Origin of the sequence: Massilia sp. GER05, from assembly GCF_052056005.1 — a bacterium.
GTDB classification, from domain to species: Bacteria; Pseudomonadota; Gammaproteobacteria; order Burkholderiales; family Burkholderiaceae_D; genus Telluria; species Telluria orientalis.
In genome coordinates, this window is the sequence record NZ_CP178858.1 from 3,198,849 (window position 1) to 3,218,024 (window position 19,176).

17 protein-coding genes and 1 riboswitch are annotated in these 19,176 nt (G+C 67.9%); of the genes, 6 read left to right on the forward strand and 11 right to left on the reverse strand.

Annotated elements, in window-relative coordinates:
* Positions 1 to 91 precede the first annotated feature (91 nt).
* From ACL58G_RS14355 to ACL58G_RS14380, 6 genes are read right to left on the reverse strand one after another with little or no spacing between them, the layout of a single operon-like run.
* Positions 92 to 1,468: a sensor histidine kinase gene (locus ACL58G_RS14355; protein WP_413384510.1), complete on the reverse strand. Its 1,377-nt coding sequence runs from the start codon at positions 1,466 to 1,468 to the stop codon at positions 92 to 94.
* Complete coding sequence (locus tag ACL58G_RS14360; protein ID WP_440967465.1) at positions 1,465 to 2,856, reverse strand: sigma-54-dependent transcriptional regulator; 1,392 nt, start codon at positions 2,854 to 2,856, stop codon at positions 1,465 to 1,467. Before ACL58G_RS14360 ends, ACL58G_RS14355 begins: the two co-directional genes overlap by 4 nt.
* Positions 2,857 to 2,873: 17 nt before the next feature.
* On the reverse strand, positions 2,874 to 4,019 hold the full coding sequence (locus ACL58G_RS14365; protein WP_413384514.1) for an ABC transporter permease: 1,146 nt from the start codon (positions 4,017 to 4,019) through the stop codon (positions 2,874 to 2,876).
* A 50-nt stretch (positions 4,020 to 4,069) separates the two neighbouring features.
* Positions 4,070 to 5,323, reverse strand: a complete 1,254-nt coding sequence (locus ACL58G_RS14370; protein WP_413384516.1) for an ABC transporter permease — start codon at positions 5,321 to 5,323, stop codon at positions 4,070 to 4,072.
* Positions 5,313 to 5,996 (reverse strand): ABC transporter ATP-binding protein, encoded by a 684-nt coding sequence (locus tag ACL58G_RS14375; RefSeq protein WP_056330580.1) that lies wholly within the window; start codon positions 5,994 to 5,996, stop codon positions 5,313 to 5,315. Before ACL58G_RS14375 ends, ACL58G_RS14370 begins: the two co-directional genes overlap by 11 nt.
* Before the next feature lie 19 nt (positions 5,997 to 6,015).
* Complete coding sequence (locus ACL58G_RS14380; protein ID WP_413384518.1) at positions 6,016 to 7,278, reverse strand: efflux RND transporter periplasmic adaptor subunit; 1,263 nt, start codon at positions 7,276 to 7,278, stop codon at positions 6,016 to 6,018.
* Positions 7,279 to 7,449: 171 nt separating this feature from the next.
* On the opposite strand from ACL58G_RS14380, the gene pnuC reads away from it, so the two are divergent.
* Together pnuC and ACL58G_RS14390 are read left to right on the forward strand one after the other, a co-directional pair.
* On the forward strand, positions 7,450 to 8,067 hold the full coding sequence (pnuC, locus tag ACL58G_RS14385; RefSeq protein ID WP_440967468.1) for a nicotinamide riboside transporter PnuC: 618 nt from the start codon (positions 7,450 to 7,452) through the stop codon (positions 8,065 to 8,067).
* Entirely contained in the window at positions 8,064 to 8,672 is a 609-nt protein-coding gene (locus ACL58G_RS14390) for an AAA family ATPase (protein WP_440967469.1), read from the forward strand. Before pnuC ends, ACL58G_RS14390 begins: the two co-directional genes overlap by 4 nt.
* A 54-nt stretch (positions 8,673 to 8,726) precedes the next feature.
* Here the strand turns inward: ACL58G_RS14390 and ACL58G_RS14395 are convergent, their stop codons facing one another.
* The 3 genes from ACL58G_RS14395 to ACL58G_RS14405 form a co-directional block, all read right to left on the reverse strand.
* The gene (locus ACL58G_RS14395) at positions 8,727 to 10,862 is read right to left on the reverse strand and encodes a TonB-dependent siderophore receptor (protein ID WP_440967470.1); all 2,136 of its coding nucleotides are present in this window, start codon (positions 10,860 to 10,862) and stop codon (positions 8,727 to 8,729) included.
* Between the two features lie 84 nt (positions 10,863 to 10,946).
* A riboswitch (TPP riboswitch) is annotated at positions 10,947 to 11,046 on the reverse strand.
* Between the two features lie 72 nt (positions 11,047 to 11,118).
* Positions 11,119 to 12,276, reverse strand: a complete 1,158-nt coding sequence (locus tag ACL58G_RS14400; protein ID WP_440967472.1) for an iron-containing alcohol dehydrogenase — start codon at positions 12,274 to 12,276, stop codon at positions 11,119 to 11,121.
* Between the two features lie 75 nt (positions 12,277 to 12,351).
* Entirely contained in the window at positions 12,352 to 13,308 is a 957-nt protein-coding gene (locus ACL58G_RS14405) for a DUF535 family protein (protein ID WP_413341541.1), read from the reverse strand.
* Positions 13,309 to 13,560: 252 nt separating this feature from the next.
* Here ACL58G_RS14405 and ACL58G_RS14410 point away from each other — a divergent pair, with 252 nt between their 5' ends.
* On the forward strand, positions 13,561 to 14,268 hold the full coding sequence (locus ACL58G_RS14410) for a glutathione S-transferase (protein ID WP_440967473.1): 708 nt from the start codon (positions 13,561 to 13,563) through the stop codon (positions 14,266 to 14,268).
* Positions 14,269 to 14,313: 45 nt separating this feature from the next.
* On the opposite strand, the gene dkgB is transcribed toward ACL58G_RS14410, so the two are convergent.
* Together dkgB and ACL58G_RS14420 are read right to left on the reverse strand one after the other, a co-directional pair.
* Positions 14,314 to 15,123 (reverse strand): 2,5-didehydrogluconate reductase DkgB, encoded by an 810-nt coding sequence (dkgB, locus tag ACL58G_RS14415; RefSeq protein ID WP_440967475.1) that lies wholly within the window; start codon positions 15,121 to 15,123, stop codon positions 14,314 to 14,316.
* Positions 15,124 to 15,139: 16 nt separating this feature from the next.
* The gene (locus tag ACL58G_RS14420; RefSeq protein ID WP_440967477.1) at positions 15,140 to 16,348 is read right to left on the reverse strand and encodes an MFS transporter; all 1,209 of its coding nucleotides are present in this window, start codon (positions 16,346 to 16,348) and stop codon (positions 15,140 to 15,142) included.
* Positions 16,349 to 16,484: 136 nt separating this feature from the next.
* Here ACL58G_RS14420 and ACL58G_RS14425 point away from each other — a divergent pair, with 136 nt between their 5' ends.
* From ACL58G_RS14425 to ACL58G_RS14435, 3 genes are all read left to right on the forward strand, one after another.
* Positions 16,485 to 17,381 (forward strand): LysR family transcriptional regulator, encoded by an 897-nt coding sequence (locus ACL58G_RS14425; protein WP_440967479.1) that lies wholly within the window; start codon positions 16,485 to 16,487, stop codon positions 17,379 to 17,381.
* Positions 17,382 to 17,406: 25 nt separating this feature from the next.
* Entirely contained in the window at positions 17,407 to 18,258 is an 852-nt protein-coding gene (locus ACL58G_RS14430; RefSeq protein WP_440967480.1) for a PhzF family phenazine biosynthesis protein, read from the forward strand.
* A gap of 129 nt (positions 18,259 to 18,387) precedes the next feature.
* Positions 18,388 to 19,161 carry a hypothetical protein gene (locus ACL58G_RS14435; protein ID WP_440967482.1) on the forward strand — a complete coding sequence of 258 codons (774 nt, stop codon included), beginning with the start codon at positions 18,388 to 18,390 and terminating at the stop codon, positions 19,159 to 19,161.
* The last annotated feature ends 15 nt before the right edge of the window (positions 19,162 to 19,176 follow it).

Here is a 19,176-nt window from a genome sequence, read left to right on the forward strand (position 1 = left end):
GTTCGTAGGGTGGGCTCCCCGAGCCCACGCGAACGCGACGATATCGATATGTTCGCAGGGTGGGCTCCCCGAGCCCACGCGAACGCATGCGTCAAGCGACCGGGAACCAGATGTCGAAGCGCGTCTCTCCCGGCGCCCCCGGCGCCAGCGAATACGTGCACCCGTGCCGCTGCAGCACCTCGCGCACGAACATCAACCCGATCCCCTGGCCGCCCTTTCTCGTCGTGAAGAACGGCGTGAACAGCGGCCGCGCCGGTCCGCTGGCCAGCAGGTCGCCGGAATCGACGACCGACAGCCGTACGCGCCGGCCTTCGTCCGCCATCTCCAGCCTGATCGCGCCGCTCGATTGACCGGCGGCCTCGATCGCTTCCATCGCATTCTTGACGATGTTCATGAGGGCCTGCTCGATCAGCTGCGCATCCAGCGCGAGCGGCGCGACGGCATCGCAGCGGTGCCAGCCCAGCGCGATGCCGCGGGTGCTGCATTGTTCGCGGTTCAGCCACAGGATGTCGTCGACGACGACTTTCAGATCCGTCGGGCGCGGTTCCGGCGGCGGCATCTTGACGACCTTCGTGAAGCGGTCGATGAATTCGCCGAGGCTCGCGTTGCGCCGCTTGACGGCGACGATGGCCGTCGCGAAGTCGCCCGCGTCCCGTTCGTGCAGCTGGCCGCGGTAGTACAGCAGCGAGTCGAGCACGGAGCCAGTGGCGGCCACCGTGTTGTTGACTTCATGCGCCAGCACGCGGATCAGGCGTGCGTAGGTCGCGCGCTCCGAGTCTTCCAGCTCCGCCGTCAGTTCCTCGACCATGATGAAGTGGCGCGCGAAGCCGCGGTCGTAGAACTGGCCGCGTTGCGCGCGGTAGCGGCGGCCGTCCGGGTCCGTCAGCAGGCGCGATTCGCCCAACGGCAGGGCATCCAGCTGCGCGGCGAGCTGGCGGCTCCGCGCCCGTCCGCGCGCGTCGAGGCGTTGCGCGAATCCGGCGGCGCCGTCGGCCCAGGCGGACAAGCGCTTGCCCTCGGGCCGGTCCAGGCCGAGCAGTTCGCCCGCGCTCGCGTTCACGAGGCTGATCGCGCCGTCGAAGTCGAACACGAGGACCGCGACCGGCGTCGCTTCCAGCAGGCGGTCGAGGAAGCCCCGCTGCTCGCCGATCGCAAGCCGTTCGCGGTGCAGCGCGGCGAGCATCGTGTTGAACGTGTCCACGAGGTCGTCCAGCTCGCGCGACACGGGGGCGGCCAGGCGGTTGGCGTAGTGCTGGTCCTGCAGCAGCTCATGGAAGCGGCGCGTGTAGCCGAGCGGTTCCAGTGCCTGGCGCACGAGCCGCCAGCCCAGTCCCAGGCTCGCGAGCAGCAGGCCTTCCGCGCCGACGAACAGCAACGGCCGCGCCGGCAGCAGCAGGGTGGCGCAGCCGAACAGCGGCACGTGCAGCGCCACGATGTAGACGCCGAGACGGGGCCGCAGCCGCATCATGCGGCGCCGTCCGCGCCGGCGAGGCCGTGGCGTTCCAGCCTGCGGTACAGCGCCGTGCGCGACAGGCCCAGGGCCTTCGCCACGCGCGAGATGTTGCCCGCGTGCTGGCGCAGCGCCTGTTCGATCATCAGGCGTTCGACCTGGTCCAGCGTCATGCCGTCGACGCCGAGCCGGCCGCCGGACACGCCTTCGTCGACGGCGCTCGTCGCCAGGAAGTCCGCCTGCGTGAGCACGTCCTTGGCGGCCAGGAGGAGGGTGCGTTCCAGCGTCTGCTTCAGCTGGCGGATGTTGCCGGGCCACGGCTGCGCCGCGAGCCAGTCCAGCGCCTGCGGGGCGAGGGCGACGGCTTGCAGGCCGTAGCTGTCGGCGACATGCTCCACGATATGGCGCGCCAGCAGCGGGATGTCGCCGCGCCGTTCGCGCAGCGGCGGCAGGCGGATCGTGATCAGGTTCAGGCGATAGAACAAATCTTCGCGGAAGTCTCCGGCGGCGACGAGCTCCGCCAGTTCGCGGTTGGTGGCCGAGATCACGCGCACGTCGGCCTGCTCCGCGCGGCTCGCGCCGACGGGCTGGTAGCGCTGGTCCTGCAGCACGCGCAGCAGCTTGACCTGGTCGCCGCGGTTCAGTTCTCCGATCTCGTCGAGGAACAGCGTGCTGCCGTCCGCGCTGGCGATATGGCCCTTGCGGTTGTCGCGCGCATCCGTGAACGCGCCGCGCACGTGGCCGAACATCTCGCTTTCGAACAGCGACGTCGTGATCGCGCCCATGTTGATCTTGACGATGGGCGCATCCCGGCGCGGGCTGTTGCGGTGGATGGCGTCGGCGATCAATTCCTTGCCGGTGCCGCTCTCGCCGAGGATCAGCACCGGCGCGCGCGTGGCCGCGACCTGCGCGATCGTCTCCAGCACTTTCAGCAGCTTCGGGTGCGCGCCGACGATGCCCGTGAAATCGTACCTCGCATCGAGCGCGGCGCGCGTGCGGCTGCTTGCTGCCGGCGGCGCGCCGAGATCCAGCGTCGCTTCGATCAGGTCGACCAGTTGCGCGTTGTCCCAGGGCTTGGTGAAAAAGTTCGCGGCGCCCGCCTTCACGCCGCGCACGGCCAGCGCGATCGAGCCCCACGCCGTCATCAGGAGCACGGGCAGGGACGGATGCGCGGCCTTGATGCGCGCGAGCAGGTCGAGACCTTCCTCGCCGCTCGTCTGCAGCGAGAAATTCATGTCCTGTAAAACGAGGTCGAATGGCGTTGCGTCGAGTTGGGCCAGCGCCTCGCGCGGCCCGTCCGCGCATGCCGCGTCGAAGCCGGCCTGCTTGAGGAGCAGGGCCAGCGAGACCTGGACGGCGTGGTCGTCGTCGACGACCAGTACGCGCCGCCTGCGTTGTGGTTCCATGGGTGTGATGGTCCTTCTTATTCGTAGTGCAGTGCCGCGGCCGGATCGAGGCGGCTCGCGCGCCAGCCGGGGTAGAGCGAGCACGCCAAGGATAGCAGATAGATAACGGCCATCGACAGCCCCACGGCGCCGGCGAACACGGGCCAGTTCAAGGTGTCGCCCAGCGCGCCCGTGAGCGGCAGCTGCACGAGCAGCACGAGGCCCACGCCCATCGCCAGGGACCCGAGCAGCAGCTGTTCGAGGACGATCTGGCGGTAGATGTCGGCGGCGCGCGCGCCGATCGCGCGGCGCAGGCCGATCTCGGGGATCCGGCGCGTCGTGTTCTGCCACAGCACGCCGAACAGGCCGAAGGCGACCATGACGAGCATGAACGACGCGATCACGCCCGCCACGGCCAGCGGAATGAGCTGCTCCTTCAGCAGCGAGGCGCGCAGCGATTGCAGCGGCGCGATCTGGTAGCCCCAGTCGTTGCGGACCGCCTTGAGCCGCTGGTTCAGCTTCGCCTCGAAGCCGCGTGGCGTGCCGGGTGCGACGCGCAGCAGGATCGTGCGCACGCGCGATTCCGTCGTGTGCGGCGTGAACCGCATCAGGACGAAGTTCGTCGGCACCATCAGCGGGCCCTGGTTGCGGAACGTGTCCACGATGCCGATGATGCGGAAGGTGCGCGTGACGCCGTAGTCGGTGCTCGTGTAGCGCTGGCCCAGCGCCGGCCGGCCCGGGAACATCTCGGCCGCCACGCGCCGGTTCACGACCGCGGGCCGCGCGTCCTGGCCGTCGTCGGCGGCGCTGAACCAGCGGCCGGCCACGAGCCGCATGCCGAGCACCTCCGGCAGGTCGTCGCCCGCTTCGATGGTATTGGTCTGCACGGCGGCACCGGTCTGCGGCGACGCGAACGTCGTGGTCCACGTCGAGCGGGTGTACGGCGCATAGCTGGCAAAGCTCACGGCGCGCACTTCCGGCAGTTCGAGCAGGCTGCGGCGCAGCGTGTCGTACACGTCCGGCGCGATGGACTTGGGCGGCGCTTCGCCCATTTGCATCTGCACGGACCACGTATCGGTGCCGTCGAAACCGACCGGCTGGCGGTACAGCTGCCAGTAGCGCAGCCCGAACGCGGCGATGCCGAACACGATGACGAAGGCGAGCAGGATCTCGAGGCTCAGCATGAGGTTCCTGGATTTGCGCTTCCAGGTCAGTCGCAATAAATGGCGCAGCATCACGCGGCTCCTTTCAGGGCATGGACGGGATCGAGGCGCGACATCTTCCACGCGGGGATCGCGCCGGACAGCAGGCCGAACACGAACGCGAGCAGCATGCCGCAGCCGAACACGGTCGGGTTGATGTGGACTTCCAGGTACGGGATCAGCTGCGACGCTTCGAGCCACCACAGCACGCCCTGGGCGCAGGCCAGGCCGAGCAGGCCGCCGGCGAGGCACAGCAGCACGTTCTCGACGACGAGCTGGCCGGCGAGCTGCAGGCTGGTGGCGCCGAACGCCTTGCGCACGCCGATCTCCGCGCTGCGCTCCATGATGCGGCCCATGTTCAGGTTGACGAGGTTCAGCGCGGGCAGCAGCATGAACACGAGCATGCCGCCCGCGATCATCGCCAGGAGCCGGCTGCCGCCGGAATCGACATGGCTCTCCCGGCCCTGCAATGCGCGGGCGACGACGTCGAGCTTCGTATCGGCCCAGAACGTCGTCTTGCCGAAGATCTGGTCGCCCACGGGCTGGATCGTCTTCGCGACGCGTTCGACGTCGGCGCGGATGCGCGGGAGGTCGGCGGGCGAGCGCGCCAGCAGCAGCGCGGCGAACATGCCCGTGTATTCGTCGCGGTAGTTCGACGACGGGAATGTCGCGAGGGGCGCCCAGATGTCGGCGTACGCGTTGATGTGGATGACGTCCGCGACGACACCGATGATCTCGAACGCCTGGCCGTTCGCGCTGATCCGTTGGCCGACCGCGGCGGCCCCGGGGAACAGCTGGCGCGCCGTCGTCGCGTTGACGACGGCCACCATGCGGCCCAGGCGGTCGTCGTCCTCGTCCGGCAGGCGGCCGGCCAGCAGCTTGAATTGCATGATCTTCCAGTAGTTCGCGTCGACACGGCGCATGTCGAGCCGGCTCACGCGGTCGCCCTGGTAGACCGAGACCTCGCTCGTCGTCGTGATGGCGGAAACGCGTTCCACGCTCTGCAACGGCATGAGGTAGCGCGAGATGGTCTTGTAGCCCAGCAGGCCGGTGCGCAGGCCGGTGGGCAGGCCCTTGTCGTTGACGCTCTCGCTGCGCATGCCGTACACCTGCAGCAGGCGGTCGCTCCGGCCTTCCACACCGGTCGGCCAGAACGCCGTGTCGAGCAGGGCGCTGATCACCACCAGCACGACGAGCGTGAGCACGATGCACGCGAGGTTGATGGCCGTGAACAGCTTGCGGCGCATGAAGACCTTGTAGGCGGTCAGCAGGTAGTTACGCAGCATGGAGATGCTCCGGCTGGACGAGCTGGCCGTCGAACACGCGCACGATGCGGCCGACCTGCGACGCCTCGCGCTCGTCGTGCGTGACCATCACGATGGTCGTGCCTTCCGCGTTCAGTTTCAGCAGGATGTCCATGATCTCGGCGCCCATCCGGCTGTCCAGGTTCCCCGTCGGCTCGTCCGCCAGCAGCACGTGCGGCTGGCCGACGATGGCGCGCGCGATCGCCACGCGCTGCTGCTGGCCGCCGGACAGCTGGTTCGGGTAGTGGTCCATGCGCGCGGACAGGCCCACGCGGGCCAGCGCCTCGCGCGCGAGCCGGCGCCGCTCACCGCCGGACACGCTGCGGTAGAGCAGGGGCAGCTCGACGTTGTCGATCACGCGCAGGTCCTGGATCAGGTGGAAGCTTTGAAAAATGAAGCCGAACGTCTGGTTGCGCAGCTTCGCGAGCTGGCGGTCGGCGTAGCGCTTGATCGGGATGCCGTCCACGTCGATCGCGCCCTGGCTGGGCCGGTCGAGCAGGCCGATGAGGTTCAGCAGGGTGCTCTTGCCGCAGCCGCTGGGGCCCATCAGCGCGACGAATTCGCCCCGCTCGACGACGAGGTCGATGTCTTTCAGGGCCAGCGTTTCCACCTTGTCGGTGCGGTAGGTCTTGCTGACCTGGTTCAGTCTGATCATGGTGTCCTCTCGTTTGGATTCAGTTCGTGATGCGGATGCTGTCGCGGTGCTTGAAGTCGGCCGTGTCGGAGACGACGACGCGGTCGCCCGCGTGCGCGCCGCCCACGACCTCGACGACCTTGCCGTCGCCGGCGCCCAGGTCGAGGGTCGTCCTGCGCGCCACGCCGTCGCGCACGACGAATGCCGGCTGCGGGCCGCGGCCGTTGAAGGCGGGGCCGCTGTCGACCACGAGCACGTTCGCGCGGCGTTCCGTGACGACCGCGACGTCCACGCGCATCTTGTTGCGCAGATGCGGATTACGGGGCTGGGCCAGGTCGACCAGCAGCTTGATGGTGCCGTTCTGGATTTCGGGCAGGATCGTGTGGACGGTGCCGGCCATGATCTCGCCGTTCTGCTCCACGCGCACGGCCTGTCCCGGCGCGAGCTGGCGCGCGTGGAAGTCGGACAGCGTGGCTTCGACGCGGTAGTTGTTCAATTCGGAGACGCGCGCGACGAGCTGGCCCGCCGCCACGCTCGCGCCTTCTTCTTCCAGCAGCCAGGTGAGCATGCCGCCGAACGGGGCGCGCACGCGGGTGCGGTCCAATAACTGTTCCTGTTGCGCGATCTGTTTTTGCAGGATCGCCTTCTGCAGGTCGGCCGCCGCGATATTGGTGGCCGTCGTGCGGTGCGTCGCGTCGAGCAGCGCGCGCTGCTGGCGCAACTGGATCTCCGTGCGCTTCACGTTCAGCTGCGCCGTCAGCAGGTTTTCGCCGGATACGAGGCCGCTCGAGCGCAGCTTCTCGTTGCGTTCCAGCGTGGCGCGCGCGGCCTGCAGGTCGATCTCCAGCAGCTCGAGGCTGCTCACGATCTGCGTGCGCTTCTGTTCCAGTTCCTGCTTGAGTGTCGCGATGCGGTTGTCCTGCTGCGCCAGCTGTTCCTTCAGCGCTTCCAGCGCGAGGCGGATATCGCGGTCGTCCAGTTCCAGCAGCAGGTCGCCCGCGCGGACCTGCTGCCCGGGCTTGGCGAGGACCTTCGCGACGCGGCTCGCGCCCGGACTCGCCACCACTTCCTCGTGCACGGGAATGACGACGCCGGCCGCGCCGACCGTGTTGTCCACGTTCCCGCGCCGCACCTCCGCGACGACGACGTCGGCCGCGGACACGCTCGGACGCAGCGCGCGGTTCAGGCCCCACGCGGCGGCGCACAGGGCCCCGAGCACGAGGAGCGTGGAGGCGAGCCGCATGCGGGTGCGGCGGCGGAGGATGTCGAGCGGGATGGCCTGGTCCATGATCAAAGCGGGCATTGTGATGCTGCCTGTATTGCAAGCCCCGTGCCAGCCGGGTTTCGCTCTGGGGGGCGGACTGCCGCATTGCCCGCTGGCGGGCAGCGGTGTCCGGAAACGGACACTCGCCGTCGGGTTGCATAAACCCGCGCCACCTTCCATAATCGCCGACTCTCCTGTCATTGTCCGCCCATGAACGATACCCTGGTCCTGCTGGGCTTTTCCACCACGCCGCTCGAACTGCTCGGCTTCGTGCTGTCCGTCGCGACGGTCGTCCTGACCATCCTGCGCAATCACTGGGGCTGGTTGTTCGCCATCGTGTCGTCCGCCACGTACGGCGTTGTATTCTTCGACGCCCGCCTGTACGGCGACGCCGGCCTGCAGGGCGTGTTCATCGCGGCTTCGATCTGGGGCTGGTGGCAGTGGCTGCGCGGCGCCGAGGGCAAGCCGCTGCCCGTGACGCGCCTGTCGCACACGGGCCGGCTCGCGTCGCTGCTCGGCTGGGCCGTCGGCTTCTTCGCGCTGTCGGCGTTCCTGAAGGCGTGCACGGACACGGACGTGCCCCACATGGACGGCTTCCTCACCGCGGGCAGCCTGCTGGGCCAACTGCTCACGGCGAAGAAGAAGATCGAGAACTGGCACACGTGGATCGTCGTCGACATCCTGTACGTGGGCCTGTACATCTACAAGGGCCTGCACCTGACGGCGATCCTGTACGCCGTGTTCGTCGTGCTGGCCGTGCTGGGCCTGCGCGCGTGGACCCATGCCGCGCAGGACGCGGACATGCCGGTGGCCGAGGGCGCGCGATGACCGTGGCGTCGGTGGCACGTGTGGCGCTGCTGGGCGCGGAATCGACGGGCAAGTCGACGCTGGCGCAGGCGCTGGCGGCGCGCTACGGCACGTTGTGGGTGCCGGAATACCTGCGCGAATTCGTCGAGGTGAACGCGCGCGTGCCACGCGAGGACGACCAGCCCGGCATCGCGCGCACGCAGCGCGCCCGCGAGGAGCTGCTCGCGCGCGACCCGCGCGTGCGCGACTTCCTGTTCGTCGACACGACGCCGCTGATGACGGCCGTGTACAGCCGCATCTACTGGGGCCGCGTGCCGCCGGACCTGCTTGCCTGGGAAGCGGAACACGACTACGCGGTCACGCTCGTCGCGGCGCCCGATCTGCCGTGGGTGCCGGACGGGTTGCAGCGCGAGTCGGAGGAGGTGAGGCGGCGCGTGCATGCGCAGCTCGTGGACGTGCTGGATGCGCGGGGGATTCCGTTTGCGCTGCTGACGGGGGAACTGGAAGCGCGGGTGCGGCAGGTGGAAGCATTGATAGGACCACCCGACGCCCGTCGTTCCCGCGACAGCGGCAACCCATGCCGAGCTACGGAATCCGGTCCGTCGGATACAACGCGATCTGTTTAACGGGCAGACTCCGGAGATTCAGCATGGGCCCCCGCGTTCGCGGGGGCGACGAGGTCAGAAGTCGAACTGCGCCGACGCCCGGAACGTCCTTGGCGCGCCCGCCAGCAGATAGCCGCCCAGCGCCGGCGTCACGTCACGCCAGTAGAACTTGTCGAACAGGTTCTCCGCGCGGGCACGCAAGGTGACGTTCGTCGTGCCCCATTTCAGGCCGTACGACGCGCCCACGCCGAACACGTGGTAGTCCGGCACGAACACGGTGTTCTCGACGTCGAACGCCTTCTTGCCCGAGTACTGCCACGTGCCGTCCAGCTTCAGGCCCGGGATCGCCGAAACGGCGTACTGCACCCATGCCGTCGACTTGAACGCGGGGACGTCGGTCACGCGCTTGCCGTCGATGCCCGCCTGGCCCGTGCCTTCCTGGCGCGTGTTCAGCGCCATCAGCGACACGCTCCAGTCCAGCGCCGGCGTCGCTCGGCCCTGCGCGGTCAGCTCGATGCCGCGGTGCGTTTCGCGGCCGTTGCGGACGAACGTGTTGTTCGCGTTCGTGTATTCCAGGCCCTGGCGGATCTGGAACAGGGCGGCCGACAGGTTCAGGCCATTGCCCAGCGCGGCCTTGGCGCCGATCTCGACCTGGTGCGAACGCTGCGGCGCCAGCACCGAATTTTCGTTCGTCGTCTGCATCGGCGCGATGCCGCCGTGCTGCAGCCCGTGGCTGACCGCGGCGTACACGTTCCAGTCGCGCGCGGGGCTGAAGACGAGGCCCACGTTCGGCAGCAGGAACGCGTCGTCGGCGTGCACGTAGCCGGTGGCGTCGTCGACGAATTCGCTGCGCTTGATCTGGACGTGGCGCAGGCCCGCGTGCAGGGTCAGCCGGTTCGTCAGGCTCACGATGTCCTGCGCGAACACGGCGCGTTCCTCGTCGCTGCGGCGCTCGAACACGGGGCCCGTCACGCGGTCGGCGGCGACGTGCGGCGTCACGAGCGGGTTCCAGATATTGCTGTACCCGACGTAGTCGTAGACGTAGTCGCCGAAGCTGTCGTGGCGCTCCGAATACGACGCGCCCAGGGTGAGCGCGTGGCGCAGCGCGCCGGTCGCGAACTTGCCCTGCACCTGCGCCTGCACGCCCCACGGCGACTTGCGCTCGCCCGTGCTCTGGTAATCGTAGACGTCGTAGTCGCCGTTGCCGCAGTAGCCCGGATAATAGCCCGCGCCCTCGTTGCTGCAGCCGTAGGGGAACGCGGTGAAGTCGTCGCGCTTGAACCAGTGCTTGTTGCCGGACACGGTGGCGGTCCAGTCCTGCGCCAGCTTGTATTCGAAGCGCAGGCCCACGTTGCTGTCCTTCGTCGTGACGGGGCGCGTCCACGGCTGGTCGTTCAGGAGCATCCTGGCCGACACGCCGGTCGGCAGCGTCGTGCCCTGGATCAGCTGGAAGCCGGGCGCCGTGATCTGGGCCTTGCGCTGGTAATCCATGTCCAGCTGCAGCAGCGCATCCGGCGTGATCTGCCAGTCGAAGGCGGCCGACACGAACTGGCGGTCGCCGTTCGCGCCGCGCACGTACGGGTGCAGGTCGGCGGCGGCCGCGTTGATGCGGTAGCCGAAACGGCGGTCCTCGAAGCGGCCGCCGAGATCGACGGTGCCGTACAGGGTGCCGCGCTCGGACACTTCCACGGTCGCGGAGCGCAGCGGCCCATTCGTCGGGCGCTTGGTCACGTAGTTGACGATGCCGCCCGGCGTGGCGATGCCGGCCGTGAGGCCCGCGAGGCCTTTCAGGATTTCGAAGCGTTCCTTGTTCTCCAGCGGGATCTGCGTATCGCCCGGGATCGCGAAGCCGTCCTTGCGATAGCTGTAGTTGTTGTCGAGGGCGAAGCCGCGGATGGAGAACTGCTCGGCATAGCCGACGGCGTTGTAGGCGTCGGCGACGGATGCGTCGAAGCGCACCGCCTCGGTCGTCGAGCGGATCGACAGGTCCTGCATCTGCGTGCGGCCCATGGAGATGATGGAGGCCGGGGTGTCGAACAGCGACGCTTCGCCGAAGCCGCCGACGCTGGCGCGGTCGACGGCGATGAAGCGGTTGCCCGTCACGACGACTTCGGCGACGGGGTGGGTGTCTTGTACCTGCGCGCAGGCGACGTGCGCGTACGCTTGCATCAGCGCGCAGGCCAGGATGGAGTACTTCAGTTGACGGTTCATGGTTTGCTCGTGTTCGCGCGCCGGCGATGGGCGCGCTGCTTTTTCTTAAAAGCCGGAGCCAACGGGGGAAGGGCAAACAAGGATGGGAACTGCGTTGCGCTTTCCTTCGCTGGCATTATCCAGATCAGGTACGAAGGGTATCTCTCACCCGGGAAGCGAACTCCCAGGACCCCTAGCGAAGGCGCGAGTGTAGCACAACGCGCCCTGTCGTGATGGTTCAGACAATAGACATGTTGTAAAGCGGATGGTTCCGCGATCAGGCGGCGCCGTCCAGCACCTCGCGCGCCACGTCCAGCGTGACCTCGCCGGTCTCGCCCATGCGCGTCATGCCGTGCGCTTCCAGTGCGGCGATCACGGCCGGGATCGCATCGCGGCCCAGGCCATAGTCGGACAACTTTGTCCCCACGCCCATGGCACGGAAGAAGTCTTCCGTGCGGGCGATGGCTGCCTCGATGCGCGCGTCCTCGTCGCCGCTGTGGAGGTCCCACACGCGGGCCGCATATTGCAGCAGTTTCGCCCGCTTGGCCGCGCGGCGCACGCGCAGCATCGACGGCAGTACGATCGCCAGCGTCTGCGCGTGGTCGAGGCCGTACAGCGCGGTCAGCTCGTGGCCGATCGTGTGCGTGGACCAGTCCTGCGGCACGCCGGTGCCGATCAGGCCGTTCAAGGCCAGCGTGGCCGTCCACATCAGGTTGGCGCGCACGTCGTAGTCGGCAGGCAGCGCCAGTGCTTGCGGACCGTCTTCGACGAGCGTCAGCAGCAAGCCTTCCGCAAAGCGGTCCTGCACCTTGGCCTGGGCCGGGACCGTCATGTATTGCTCCATCACGTGCACGAACGCGTCGACGACGCCGTTGCCCACCTGGCGCGCGGGCAGCGTGTAGGTACGGGTCGGGTCGAGGACGGCGAACTGCGGGTACACGGAGCGCGCGACGAACGCGAATTTTTCCCGCGTGCGCTTGCGCGTGATGACGGCGGCCGCGTTCATCTCGGACCCCGTCGCCGGCAGGGTCAGCACGACGCCGATGGGCAGCGCCGCGTGCACGTTCTTGGCGTGCTGTTCGAGGATGGTCCACGGGTCGGCGTCGAGCATGGCGCCCGCCGCGACGAACTTGGTGCCGTCGATGACGGAGCCGCCACCCACGGCCAGCAGGAAGTCCACGCGTTCGCGGCGGACGAGCGCGATCGCTTCGGATAACGTTTCGACCGTGGGATTCGGCTCGATGCCGCCGAACTCGAACACGGTGCGGCCGGCCAGTGCGGCCATCACGGCGTCGAACGTGCCGTTGGCGCGGATGCTGCCGCCGCCGTACAGCACGAGGACGCGCGCCTCGGACGGGACCAGTTTGCCGATGCGCTCGATCTGGCCGTCGCCGAACAGGATGCGGGTGGGATTATGAAAGTCGAAGTTGTGCAAGGTGATCCTCTGGTTTTGCTCAGAGGATCATTATCGCGCAGGTGTCCTGCCGGCGTGCGCCACGCCGGCAGGCTTTCAGGCCGGTTCGGGCACCGCGGCCGGATGCGCCACGTGCGCGCGCGCATGCAGCAAATGGCGCTGGATGACGGCGCGCGACGCGTCGCCGATCAGCCGCCAGTGCTCGCGCCGCAGCGCCGCGCGCTTGCGGTGCTTGGACGGCATCTCGGACAACGGCTTCACGTAGAACGGCAGCGGGATCAGGTAGCCGTCGCGGCCCGGCATTTCCTCGCCGCCGAGGATCTTCCAGAAGCCGTCATACGCGTTGGCGAAATGTTTTTCCGGATCGGGATCGTAGGCGATGTGCGCTTCGCTGCGGATCGCGACGACCTTGTCCATGCCGAGCGCCAGCGCGATGCCCTGCATGGCCGCGAAGCAGAAGAAGCTGGGCGAGTTGTTCGGGAAGACGCGTTCGAACGCTTCGAACGCGGCGCCGGAATCGATCCAGCGGCCCTGGTTGCGCGCGATGAACGGGACGACGGGCATGTCGACGCCCACCATGTCGCCTTCGAGCCAGCTGAAGGACAGGCGGTGCAGGCATTTGCCGTCCGCGATGAGGGCGAGGGTGAGGTCGCCTTCGGCATTGCTGCGCGAGGCCATCTCGAGCTGGATCATGAACGTGCTGCCCTCGGCCTCCTGCTGCCACAGGGGGAGGCAGCGCTGGCCGTAGACGGCGTCCAGGTAGCCGTCGTTGAACGTCGTTTCCTCGAAGCGGTAATGGCTCAGCACGGCCTGCACGCGCTGGCGCGGGCTCAGGCCCTTGATGAGGTAGTCGCGGTGGCTGAGGTGGTGGAACAGGTCGTCGCCGGCGTCTTGCGCGACGTGGTTGCGGTAGACGCCGAGCTGGCACAGCGCGCGGTGGTCGCGGTAATAGGCCAGCACGCGCAGGCTGCGCGCGATGCACAGCACCCACGACGACAGGCTGTACTGGCGGCGCCGGGCCATCCAGTGTTTGGTCAGGTGAGCGAAAATCATGATGCGCTCCGGGCAATCGTTATCGGTGGATTCGTCTTCGTACTTTGCTGAACGGCAGTGAATTGTTCAGCAGATCAAGATCGTAACCACCTACACCCCATCCCTCTATTATGATTTTCCGTTTTCATGTCTCTCATTTTTGTTGATTTTTTGTCAGGCAAGCGCCAGACGCAAGACTAGCACGATTGCCGCGCCGAACATCAAAATCCTGCTCGATAATTGAGTCAGACCGAACAAGTTGAGGAGGATGGCATGGTGTATGAACTTTTTTATTGGCCGAGCATCCAGGGCCGCGGCGAATTCGTGCGCCTGGCGCTGGAAGAGGCGGGGGTGCAATACGTGGACGTGGCGCGCGAGCCGGGCGGCATGGCGCGCATGATCGCGGCGATGGACGGCGCCGACCACCCGTCGTTCGCGCCGCCGTTCCTCAAGGCGGGCGACGTGACGGTGGGCCAGACCGCCAACATCCTGATGTTCCTGGGCGAGCACCATGGGCTGGCGCCACGGGATGTGCAAGGTAAATATTGGGTGAACCAGATCCAGCTGACCATTGCCGACCTGGTCGCCGAGACGCACGACACGCACCACCCGATCGCGACGTCGCTGTATTTCGAGGACCAGCGCCCGGAAGCCAAGCGCCGGTCGGCCGATTTCATCGACACGCGCATCCCGAAGTTCTTCGACTGGTTCGAGAACATCCTGGCCCGGCCCGAACCGAAGGACTACCTGCTGGGCGACACGGTCACGTACGCGGACCTGTCGCTGTTCCAGCTCGTCGCGGGCCTGCGCTACGCCTTCCCGAAGGCGCTGGGCCGCATCGACGCGGGCTATCCGCTGCTGGCGGCGCTGCACGACCGGGTGGCCGCGCGGCCGCGCATCGCGGCCTACCTGAAGTCCGGGCGGCGGATTCCCTTCAACGAGGAAGGGATCTTCCGCCACTACAAGGAGCTGGACAGGTAGGGCGGGCACACCGTGCCCACGCGTGACGCATGCGGTGTGTTGGCGTTACGAGTCCCACTGCGGCGCGAAGTCGGGGCTGACGAGCCGTTCGCCCCGGTCCAGCGCGTCGATGTCGGCGATGTCCTGCCGCGACAGGATCAGGTCGCGCGCCCGCAGGTTGCTCTCCAGGTTCGCGCGCTGCGTCGACGACGGGATCACGGCATATCCTTTCGCCATCGCCCACGCCAGCGCCACCTGGGCCGGCGTCGCGCCGTGCACCTGCGCGATGCGGGCGATGGTGGCATTGTCCATCACCTTGCCGTAGGCGAGCGGCATGTAGGCGGTGAGGTGGATGCCGGCATCGACCATGAACGCGTCCACTGCGCGGTTCTGCAGGAACGGGTGCAGCTCGACCTGGTTCGTCGCGATGTTGTCCGCACCGACGGCCGCAATGGCTTCGCGCAGCAGAGGAATCGGGAAGTTCGATACGCCGATGGCACGCGTCAGGCCGGACTCGCGCGCGGCCAGCAGCGCTTCCATGGATTCCGCGACGGACACCGCGGCGCCCGGCGACGGCCAGTGGACCAGGGTGAGGTCGACGTACTCCGTGCGCAGTTTCACGAGGCTTTCTTCGAGGCTGGCGCGCAGGCGGTTCGCGGCCAGGTTCTCCGTCCAGATCTTGGTGGTGACGAAGACGCCGCCGCGCGCCACGCCGGATTCTGCCAGCGCCTGGCCGACTTCGGCCTCGTTGCCGTAGATCTGCGCCGTGTCGATGTGGCGGTAACCCAGTGCCAGGCCGGTGGCGACGGAATCGATGGCTTGCCGCTCCTTCAGGCGGAACGTGCCGAGGCCCAGTTGCGGGATATTTGTATGCATGGTTTCTCCTTTCGATTCAATGCGTGGCGACGGCGCGTTCGCCGCGGACGGCGTGCCGCGGCGCCGGATCGCGCCGGTCCAGCCAGCCGGCCAGCGTGGTGAGGGCGAGCGCGCCGCTGACGATCAGGGCGCCGATCCACGGCGTGTGCATCAGGCCGAGGTGTTCGACGATCAGGCCGCCGCCCCAGGCGCCGATGGCGATGCCGACGTTGAACGCGGCGATGTTCAGGCCCGATGCGACGTCGACGGCACCCGGCGCATCGCGTTCGGCGCGCTGCACGACATAGACCTGCAGGCCCGGCACGTTGCCGAAGGCGACGGCGCCCCAGGCCAGCACGGTGACGAGGACGGCGATCTTGTTCGCGGCCGTGAAGTCCAGCACGAACAGCACGGCGGCCAGCAGCGCGAACACGATCTGCAGGGCGCGCACGGGGCCTTTGCGGTCCGCCAGCTTGCCGCCCCAGATGTTGCCGAAGGCGACCGACACGCCGTACACGAGCATCACGAGGCCGACGCTGTTCGACGAAAAGCCGGCGACCTGTTCGAGGATCGGCGCGAGGTACGTGAACGCGATGAACGAGCCGCCATAGCCCAGCGTGGTCATCGCATACACGAGCAGCAGGCGCGGTTTCTTCAGCACGGACAGTTGCGTCACAAGGCTAGCCGGCTTGCTGCCGGCGATGCCGCGCGGGACGAGCAGGGCGATGCCGGCGAACGCGATCACGCCCAGCAGCGCGACGGCCAGGAAGGTCATCTGCCAGCCGAAGTGCTGGCCGATGAACGTCCCGAGCGGGACCCCGGTCACGAGGGCCACGGTCAGGCCGCTGAACATCAGCGCGATGGCGCTGGCCGCTTTTTCTTTCGGCACGAGGCTCGTGGCGATCGTCGAACCGATCGAGAAGAAGACGCCGTGCGCGAGGCCCGTCAGTACGCGGGCGGACATTAGCGCGCCATAGCCGGGGGCCATCCACGCGGTCAGGTTGCCGGCCGTGAACAGCAGCATGAGGCCGAGCAGCAGCGTCTTGCGTGGCACCTTGCCGGTGAGGGCGGTCAGCACCGGCGCGCCGATGGCGACGCCCAGCGCGTACAGGCTCACGAGCAGGCCGGCGGACGGCACGGAAACGTTCAGGCTGGTTGCGATGGTGGGGATCAGGCCGACGATCACGAATTCCGTCGTGCCGATGGCGAAGGCGCTCAGTGTGAGGGCCCATAAAGCGAGTGGCATATTGTTCTCCTGTGAACCGTCGGGAACGACGATGGTTGCGGGGGCGCCGCTGGTTGCGTCGAGGAGGCATTCTCTCCGGCTGGTCTACAAAGAAAAACCCGCCGCCGTACAATAGACTTTTGACCTGGGAGCAAAAATGCTGGACGTGGGCGCGTTGATCGCATTCGCCGCCGTGATCGACACGGGTTCGTTTTCCAATGCCGCCGAGCGGCTGGGGCAGACGCCGTCCGGCGTGTCGCGCACCATCTCGCGCCTGGAGCAGCAGCTCGGCATGACCCTCATCCACCGCACGACGCGCCGTCTCGACCTCACCGAGGAAGGCAGCTGGCTGCTGGCCCGCGCGCGCCGCATCCTCGCCGACCTGGAAGAGACGGAGTCGCAGGCCGCCCTCGCGCGCGCGCAGCCCGCGGGCCTCGTGCGCGTGAATGCCGCCACGCCGACCCTGGATCACCTGATCGCCCCGCAGCTGGCGGACTTCCTCGATGCGTACCCCCAGGTGCAGGTGGAACTCACGAGCGGCGAGACCGTCGTCGACCTGATCGAAGAGAAGGCCGACGTCGCGATCCGCATCGGCCAGTTGACCGACTCGACGCTCAATGCCCGCCGCCTGGGCCGCAGCCGCATCCGCGTGCTCGCCGCCCCCGGCTATCTCGAACGCCACGGCACGCCGCGGCAGGTGGAAGACCTGCTGAAGCACCGCCTCGTCGGCTTCGTCGCGCCCGCGTCCCTGAACACGTGGCCGCTGCGGGCCGGCAAGGAAGAGGGCTGGCGCATCGCACCGCACGTGACGGCCACCAGCGGCGAGACGGTCCGCCACCTCGCGCTGCAGGGTGCGGGCATCGTCAGCCTGTCCGACTTCCTCACGCGCGCCGACGTCGCCGCGGGCCGCCTCGTGCCGCTGCTGGAAGAGGCGGCGCTGCCGTGGACCCAGCCCGTGTGGGCCGTGTTCTACAAGCAGGGCGCGCTGGCGCCGCGCGTGAAGGCGCTCGTCGACTTCCTCGCCGACCGGCTGGCCGGCGTGCTCGAACCCTGACCATCCATCCCCACAAGGAGACCGCATGACCATCACGACTTCGCACATCCTTCGCATCGCCGCATTCTCGGACGGCGACGCCGGCGGCAATCCGGCCGGCGTCTGGATCGGAGAGTCGATGCCGCCGGCCGACGAGATGCAGCGCCTGGCGCATGCCGTCGGCTATTCGGAGACGGCATTCGCTGCGCCGCACGGAAAGGGCTGGCGCGTGCGTTACTTCTCGCCCGCGTCCGAAGTGCCGTTCTGCGGCCACGCGACGATCGCGCTCGGCGCCGCGCTGGCCCGGCGCGACGGCGACGGCGTGTACGCGCTCGCGCTGAACGATGCCGACATCACGGTCGAAGGGCGGCGCGCAGGCGAGCGCGTGGCCGCCGCGCTGCAATCGCCGCCGACGTGGAGCCGCCCGGCCGCGCCGGAACTCGTCGCGGACGCATTGATGTTGTTCGGTTACCACGACGCGGACCTCGACCCCCGCATTCCGCCCGGCCTCGCGCACGCGGGCGCGAACCACCTCGTGCTGGCGCTGGCCAGCCGCGATCTGCTGGCCGCCATGCGCTACGACCTGGAGACGGGCCGCGCGCTGATGGAGAAGCACGGCCTGACGACGATCGTGCTGGCCTGGATGGAATCGCCGCGGCGTTTTCATACCCGCAATCCGTTCGCGATCGGCGGCGTTTACGAGGACCCGGCCACGGGCGCCGGCACGGCCGCGCTGGCCGGCTACCTGCGCGACCTCGGCTGGCCGCACGGCGGTGCCGTCGACGTCGTGCAGGGCGAAGACATGGGGATGCGGTCGTTATTGCATGCCGAAATCGGTCCGGAACCGGGTGGTTCGATCCGCGTTAGCGGGACGGCAAGAATGTTGGTGAAAGAATAATGAAATTGATCATGATTTATTGAAAATTGAAATAGGGGCAAAAGACACGCTTTTTCGACAATTTGTTAACCCCTGCAACGTTGATAAAGTTCAAAACATCCGTTTCTGAACATCAACACAGGAGTCAACATGGAAATGCGCCACCCTGGCGTTCTTCGCCCCGTCGTTACAGGCCCCGCCGCCGGCGTGGGCAAGCCGACCGAACGCCTGCCCTTCACCATCCGCCGCGTGGACAACGAGGCCGACTTGTGGAAAGCCGTCCGCGTGCGTCACGCGGCGTATGCACGCCACGTCCCGGACTTCGCGCGGCAGCTCGTCAAGCCCGAGTCTTCCGACTACGGCGACGACGCAATCGTTTTCCTCGCCGAATCCAAGCTGGACGGCGCCCCGCTGGGCACGGCCCGCATGCAGACGAACCTGCACGAGCCGCTGCATGTCGAAGAGTCCGTCGCGCTGCCCGACTGGCTGCGCGGCCAGCCGCTGGCCGAGATGAGCCGCCTGGGCGTGGACAACGGCCGCATCGGCCGCATGGTCAAGACCGCGCTGCTGAAGGCCGGCGTCATGTATTGCCAGCAGAATGGCATCCACTGGGCCCTGGCGACGGGCCGCGCGCCGATCGACCGCCAGTACGAACAGCTGACCTTCGTCGACGTGTTCCCGGAACTGGGCTTCGTGCCGCTGCGCCACGTGGGCAATATTCCGCACCGGATCATGGCGTTCGACATCACGACGATCGAGGAGCGCTGGACGGCCGCGCAGCACCCGCTGCTGAACTTCTTCTGCCACACGCACCACCCGGACATCGATGTCCGGGGCCATGCCGGTGTGCGGCCGCCGTTACCCAACGCGGGCAGGATGGGTGTTGTAATGCAGGCATCGGAATGGCATGAACTTGTTGCCTGATCCATTAATTGCATG